The organism is Bifidobacterium gallicum DSM 20093 = LMG 11596 (assembly GCF_000741205.1).
Lineage (GTDB): Bacteria > Actinomycetota > Actinomycetes > Actinomycetales > Bifidobacteriaceae > Bifidobacterium > Bifidobacterium gallicum.
In genome coordinates this window covers 225,122-231,644 of sequence record NZ_JGYW01000001.1, presented here as the reverse complement: position 1 = coordinate 231,644, position 6,523 = coordinate 225,122, and the positions used below count along the sequence as shown (strand labels likewise).

The 6,523-nt window shown below is 57.2% G+C and carries 5 protein-coding genes and 1 rRNA gene; 3 read left to right on the top strand and 3 right to left on the bottom strand.

All coding sequences use genetic code 11. The annotated features are described in order from the left end of the window. Positions 1-569 (bottom strand): 16S ribosomal RNA (locus BGLCM_RS00870); the annotation flags it as partial. Positions 570-828: 259 nt separating this feature from the next. Here BGLCM_RS00870 and BGLCM_RS08390 point away from each other — a divergent pair. From BGLCM_RS08390 to BGLCM_RS00860, 3 genes are all read left to right on the top strand, one after another. Continuing rightward, entirely contained in the window at positions 829-1,419 is a 591-nt protein-coding gene (locus tag BGLCM_RS08390; RefSeq protein ID WP_148401424.1) for a hypothetical protein, read from the top strand. Beyond that, positions 1,412-1,846 (top strand): hypothetical protein, encoded by a 435-nt coding sequence (locus tag BGLCM_RS00865; RefSeq protein ID WP_148401423.1) that lies wholly within the window; start codon positions 1,412-1,414, stop codon positions 1,844-1,846. Before BGLCM_RS08390 ends, BGLCM_RS00865 begins: the two co-directional genes overlap by 8 nt. Positions 1,847-2,226: 380 nt before the next feature. Continuing rightward, positions 2,227-2,982: an SIR2 family NAD-dependent protein deacylase gene (locus BGLCM_RS00860; protein ID WP_006295696.1), complete on the top strand. Its 756-nt coding sequence runs from the start codon at positions 2,227-2,229 to the stop codon at positions 2,980-2,982. 132 nt (positions 2,983-3,114) lie between these two features. Here BGLCM_RS00860 and ilvA read toward each other — a convergent pair whose 3' ends face one another. Both ilvA and BGLCM_RS00850 read right to left on the bottom strand, forming a co-directional pair. Continuing rightward, positions 3,115-4,380: a threonine ammonia-lyase gene (ilvA, locus tag BGLCM_RS00855; RefSeq protein WP_044084429.1), complete on the bottom strand. Its 1,266-nt coding sequence runs from the start codon at positions 4,378-4,380 to the stop codon at positions 3,115-3,117. Positions 4,381-4,526: 146 nt separating this feature from the next. Next, positions 4,527-6,347, bottom strand: coding sequence for a glycoside hydrolase family 13 protein (locus BGLCM_RS00850; RefSeq protein ID WP_044084367.1), 1,821 nt, complete (start codon positions 6,345-6,347; stop codon positions 4,527-4,529). Between the last annotated feature and the right edge of the window lie 176 nt (positions 6,348-6,523).

The following is a 6,523-nucleotide window of genomic DNA, read 5'->3' as shown; positions in this document are numbered from 1 at the left end:
CCTTTACGCCCAATAATTCCGGATAACGCTTGCACCCTACGTATTACCGCGGCTGCTGGCACGTAGTTAGCCGGTGCTTATTCGAAAGCTACACTCAACATCCCCGAAAGGACGCCTTGCTGACAATCAAAAGCGGTTTACAACCCGAAGGCCTCCATCCCGCACGCGGCGTCGCTGCATCAGGCTTGCGCCCATTGTGCAATATTCCCCACTGCTGCCTCCCGTAGGAGTCTGGGCCGTATCTCAGTCCCAATGTGGCCGGTCACCCTCTCAGGCCGGCTACCCGTCAAAGCCTTGGTGGGCCGTCACCCCGCCAACAAGCTGATAGGACGCGACCCCATCCCATGCCGCAAAAGCATTTCCCACACCACCATGCGATGGAGCGGAACATCCGGTATTACCACCCGTTTCCAGGAGCTATTCCGGTGCACAAGGCAGGTTGGTCACGCATTACTCACCCGTTCGCCACTCTCACCAGCCAAGACAAGCTCGGCCGGATCCCGTTCGACTTGCATGTGTTAAGCACGCCGCCAGCGTTCATCCTGAGCCAGAATCGAACCCTCCACAAAAAAATCATGGAAAGCCAAAAAACGGCTCTACAACAATATAATCAACGGCCGTTCCCTTAAGGACAAGGAACGGACACACAAAAAACCCCGGCACCAATCAAACCCTCTCGGGCACCACACGGGCAGGCACCGGACTGGCAATCAAAAACAAAACCAAACAAAAGGTTCGCTAAAAAAAGAAGTAGTACAGTACACACTATTGAGTTCTCAAACCACCACCACACACCCACCAACCACACCAGGAAAACCCCGGCAAGCCGTGAGCGGCAGCAAAAGAAAAACCTACACCACCCACACCAAAACCGCAACCCACCACACAAAAACCCAACCAACACAAGCCCTCCACGGCGTGTCGCAACCAACCAAAACAACCCCACAACAACACCCAAACCACCCCAACCAACCCCAAAACCACCCCACAACGGCGTGTCACACAAGCAAAACAAGAAACAAACAAGGAACCAGGGAAAAAGATAAAGGAGAAGGGAAGAACAAGAAAAGGAGGAACAGAAAGACGGGAGGACGGGAAGGAAAGAGGGAAACGAGAAAGAAAAGAGACGAGAAAGAAAAGAGACGAGAAAGGAAAGAGACGAGAAAGGAAAAAGGGGAAGGAAAGGAAAAGAAGACCGCAAGAACAGCGGCAAGGAAAGACAGGCGGGGGGAGAGAGGACACAGTGGGCAAGAGAGGGTCGAGAGAGAAGAGGCAAGAAGAGGAACGAAAGGGAGAGGAAGGAGAGAAGGGAGAGAAGGGAGAGAAGGGAGAGAAGGGAAAGAAGGGAACGAAAAGGAAAGAAGGGAAAGAAGGGAAAGAAGCAGAAAGACAGGAAGCGATGGGATGGGAGATGAATGAACAGGCAGAGGAAAGCGAAGAGAAGGCAGAGTGGGAGAAAGAAAGAAAGAACCGAGAGCGGAAAGGAATCAAAAGGAAGGAAGGAAGAGAGGAAGAGAAGACCGCAGGAAAAGACGGCAGAAGAAGAGGAAAAGCAAGTAGAGAGGTACGAGGCGAGACAAAGATGGGAAAGTCGAAAGAAGGGAAAGAAGCAGAAAGACAGGAAGTGATGGGATGGGAAAGGAACGAACAGATTGGGGATGCGAAAACGCATGCTGCCATGCCGGACGGAAAAGCAAGGGGCAAGCAAGGAAAAGGGATGGATGGAAGAAGCGTAAGAAGAAGAGACAAAGGAATGGGGAGCGACGAGAGGAAACAACTGGCAAAAGTAGGAACGCGAGGAAGGAAGCAGGAAAAGGGACGAAAGAAAAAGAAGAGGAGAGGCTAGTACGGGAAGAAGAACGGAAGGGCGTGAAGAGACTGAAGAACGGAAGAGCGTGAAGAGACTAAAGAAGGACCGGAAAGGTGAAGAAGGATGGAAGGGAAAAGCCCGCAGTACAGAAGAACGCAGGAAGATGAGAGAGAAAAAGAGGGAGAGAGTAAGGAGAGGGTAAAGCGAGTAAGAACAATGGGAAGGGAATGGTACAGGAAGGAAACGAGACGGGCAGGCAAAGGCCATACAAGCCATCAACCAATCGGTTCTCAGCACGGGTAGAGCACGGATAGAGCAAGACGGGCAGCCAACGGCTGTGCGGGATTGGGAATGGGAAATTTGCGCAATTGGGGACAGTTACGCGCCGGCTCAGCAAATCGTGGTATGACGGGAACATGGTGAAGCAGATTGCAGTATTGACAGGCGCCGGCATCTCCACATCGGCCGGCATTCCCGATTTCCGCGGGCCCGATGGCGTGTGGACGAAGCATCCCGACCAGATGTCGGTCTATGACATCGACCGGTTCCTCGGCAACAAGGAGGACCGCGAGTATTCGTGGCGTTGGCAAAAGGAATCGCCCGTGTGGACGGCTCAGCCTGGCGCGGCTCACAAGGCGCTCGTCGATCTTGAGCAAGCTGGCATGCTCAAGTTGTTGGCCACACAAAATTTCGACGCGTTGCACGAAAAAGCTGGCAACAGTCCCAGCAAAATCGTCAACTTGCACGGCACAATTGGCACGTCACATTGCATGACATGCCACGCCAAGTACGACACGGCCGCGATCATGGACGAGCTTGACGAGCATCCCGACCCGCACTGCCGCCGCCCACTGCCCTACCGCGGCAACATGCCGTGCAATGGCCTGATCAAGACCGACGTCGTCTATTTCGGTGAGGCACTGCCCGAAGGCGCCATGGAACGCGCACTCAAGGCCGCGACCGAAGCCGACGAACTGTGGGTTATCGGCTCCACGCTTGAAGTATTCCCCGCAGCTTCCGTCGTACCCGTCGCCGCCCAGGCCGGCACTCCGATCACGATCATGAACATGGGCAAGACGCAGTTTGATTACTTGGCCGACCGCCTGATTCGCGAGGACATCGCCGTCGCGCTGCCCGAACTCGTGCGTCAGACTATCGCGAGCAACAGCTGATCCGTGGGCAACAACAGCATGAGGGGCGTGGATTTTCGTAGATCCACGCCCCTCATTTTACGCTGTATCAAGCAGATTATTGTTATTTCCGCATTCGCAACAAATCGTTGAACAAACCACCATTTCTTGCGGTCAGTAAATGCGCTTCGGCTGGAACCCTTCGGCGCGCAATGCATTGAGGATGCTTTCGATATGGTCGGGACCGTTCGTTTCAACCGTCACACCCAATGCCACAGCGTTCGTGTAATGGCCCGACGCCTTGAACTGGTCATGGTCAAGCGCAATCACGTTCGCGCGTTCACGAGCCAGCAATGAAGCGACCTTGAGCAGCTGGCCAGGAGTATCCGGCAGCTCCACTTCAAAGTTCATGATGCGGCCGCGCGCGATCATGCCCTTCTGGATGACGGCGCCAATCGTAACCGTATCGATGTTGCCGCCCGACAGGATCGGCACGACCACATGCTCACCTTCGGCGGCGGCAAACTTGCGCGAACGCAAGTTCAGATGTTCGAGCGCTGCCAATGACACGGCACCGGCGGCTTCCACGACCATCTTGTGCTTTTCGAGCATCAGCAGGATCATCTCGTTGATGTCGCGCTCGGAAACCTCAACGAGGTCGTCAAGGAACTCGTTGAGCAATGCGAATGTCAAATCGCCAGGGCGCTTGACGGCCACACCTTCGGCCGAAGTCACGACCTGGTCGGCCGCAATCACACGGCCCGCATCGAGCGACTTGCGGAACGCCGGGGAGCCTTCGGGAATGGCGCCAATCACGCGCACGTCCGGGCGGAACATCTTGACGGCGAGCGCCACACCCGCGCCCAGGCCGCCGCCGCCCAGCGGCACGATGATGTCGGTCACATCGGGCACGTCTTCGAGGATTTCCATGGCGACAGTGCCTTGACCGCACAGCACCTCGTAATCGTCGAACGGAGGCACATAGGTTAGTCCGTCGCGCTGGCTCAATTCAATCGCGTAGGCTGCAGCTTCGTCAAACATGCTGCCATGCAGTACCACGTTGGCGCCGTAGGCTTTGGTGGCGTCGACCTTGAGCGGCGGCGTGCTTTCGGCCATGCAGATGGTGGCTTTGGCGCCGCGCTCGCGTGCCGCGTAGGCCACGCCTTGCGCATGATTGCCTGCGGACGCCGTCACAATGCCGCGTTCAAGCTCCTCATCAGTCAATGAGGAGATCTTGTTGTAAGCGCCACGGATCTTGAACGAACCGGTGACTTGCAGATTTTCAGGCTTCATCAGCACGCGATGGCCTGTCATCTCGCTGAGCACGGGAGACTCGATAATCTGCGTATGCTTCGCTGTTCCGTCCAGTCGTTCAGCGGCCAACTTGAGTTCGGCCACATGATCACGCCTCATCGCTTGCAACACATCTTTTTGTTCCATGCTGAGCATTCTAAGAAGCCACGGGGGCCCATCAGGCAAAGCGACCGCCCTGTGAGAAGAATCTCACAGAGCGGTCATTGTTGTTTCGTGGTTTGGGATGACTGCGCACGTGAATCAATATGCACCACAGCCGCACCGCCACCACATCACAGGTGCAACAGCACGCCTTCCCATGGTTCGAGCATGCCGTCGGCCAGCCCTGAGGCCGACCCCGCTGGAGTCGTGGTAGAGAGCACAACGGCTTGCTTGATCGCGGCGGCGTCTTCGAATTGATCGGAAATCAATTGAAGAGTGGACGACGGTACGCGAGCGGGCTGGTCGGTCAGGTTGACGACGGTCAGCAAGCGGTCGACGCCGAGCTCACGCACGAATGCGTACACGCTCGCGTCGTCGTCGTCAACGAGACGCCACGATCCGGCCGCCACGACGGGATTGTCGTGGCGCAATTCAATGAGCTTCTTGTAGAACGAGAACACGGAATCGTCGTCGTGAACCTGGGCGGCCGCGTTGATCCGGTCGTGGTTGCTGTTGACGGCGAGCCAGGGCTGCGCTGACGAATCGGCGTCCATGAAACCCGCGTAGCGCGAGTCATCCCACTGCATCGGCGTGCGCGCGTTGTCACGGCCCATCAGCGCGATGCCATCCATCATCGACTCGGCACTTTGCACCTGCGCTTCCTCAACGCGCTGACGGAACGCGTTGATGGATTCAAGGTCGCGGTACTGGTCAAGCGACGTGAAATGGGCGTTCGTCATGCCGAGTTCCTCGCCCTCGTAAATGTAGGGCGTGCCACGATGCAGATGCGTCAGCAAACCGAACGCTTTGGCCGAACGTGCGGACTCGTCGCCCCAGCGTGAGGCGACGCGCGGCTGATCATGGTTGCACGTGAAACAACTCGTCCACCCGCGTTCGGCGACAGCCTCCTGCTGGCGGCGCATTTGCTCACGCAGAGCGCGCACGCTGAACGGCTTCGTGACCCATTTCGGCCCCACCTGGTCGATGCCGAGATGGTCGAACTGGAACAGCATGTCAAGCTCACGGCGGCCCGGATCGGTGATCTGGCCGTTACGCTCGGCGTGCACGCCCGGCGCTTCGCCGACGTTGAGATAGCCCTCGCGACCTTCGAACACTTCACGACGCATCTCTTCAAGGAACTCGTCAAGACGCGGACCGTCCGAACAGAACTCGAACGCCGACGTGTAGCCCTCCTCATTGACGGGACCGTCTTCCACATGGGAACCGGGCTCGCCAGGCAGGCGTCCAGATTCATCAGTGACTTTGGAAATCTGCGTAATCACGTCCATACGGAAACCGTCAATGCCGCGGTCCATCCACCAATTCATCATGCGGTACACAGCCTGGCGCACTGCGGGGTTCTCCCAGTTCAAATCAGGCTGTTTCGGTGAATACTGGTGCAGGAAGTACTCGCCGCGCTTGGGATCGTACTGCCAGGCCGAACCGCCAAAATACGAGCCCCACTGGTTCGGCTCGGCTCCAGGCGTGCCAGGTTCGAACCCCGGACGGGCCGGACGCCACCAATACCAGTCGGCATGCGGGTCGTCTTTGCTGCGCGACGCTTGGAACCACGCATGCTCATCGGACGTGTGGTTGACGACGAGATCCATGATGACTTTGATGCCGCGCGCATGGGCCTGGGCGAGCAACTCATCCATATCGTCCATCGTGCCAAACATCGGGTCAATGGCCTGGTAATCGGCAATGTCATAGCCGTTGTCGTCTTGCGGCGACACATACACGGGGCTCAGCCACACCACGTCGACGCCAAGGTCGGCCAAATAGTCGAGACGGCTTGTGATGCCTTTGATATCGCCAATGCCATCGTTGTTCGAATCCTGGAACGAACGCGGATAAATCTGGTATACGACAGCGTTGGCCCACCATGGGTTCGGGCGCGCGCCGTTCGTGCGGATGACATCGGGAAGGTCCTTGCGATTGAACGAAGTCACGTCACACTCCTTGCGGTTGTTCATGATTGCGATTACCGGCCACTACTTGCGGCCTGCGGCTCACCGATGCGCCGTGGTTTGCCACACCGCTGCGCCGCTGCCCCGCTGCGTCACTGTTAGCCGCTGATCACAGTTGGTTGATTGCAGTTGTTGGTGTTCATCCTACGCGGTGCGCC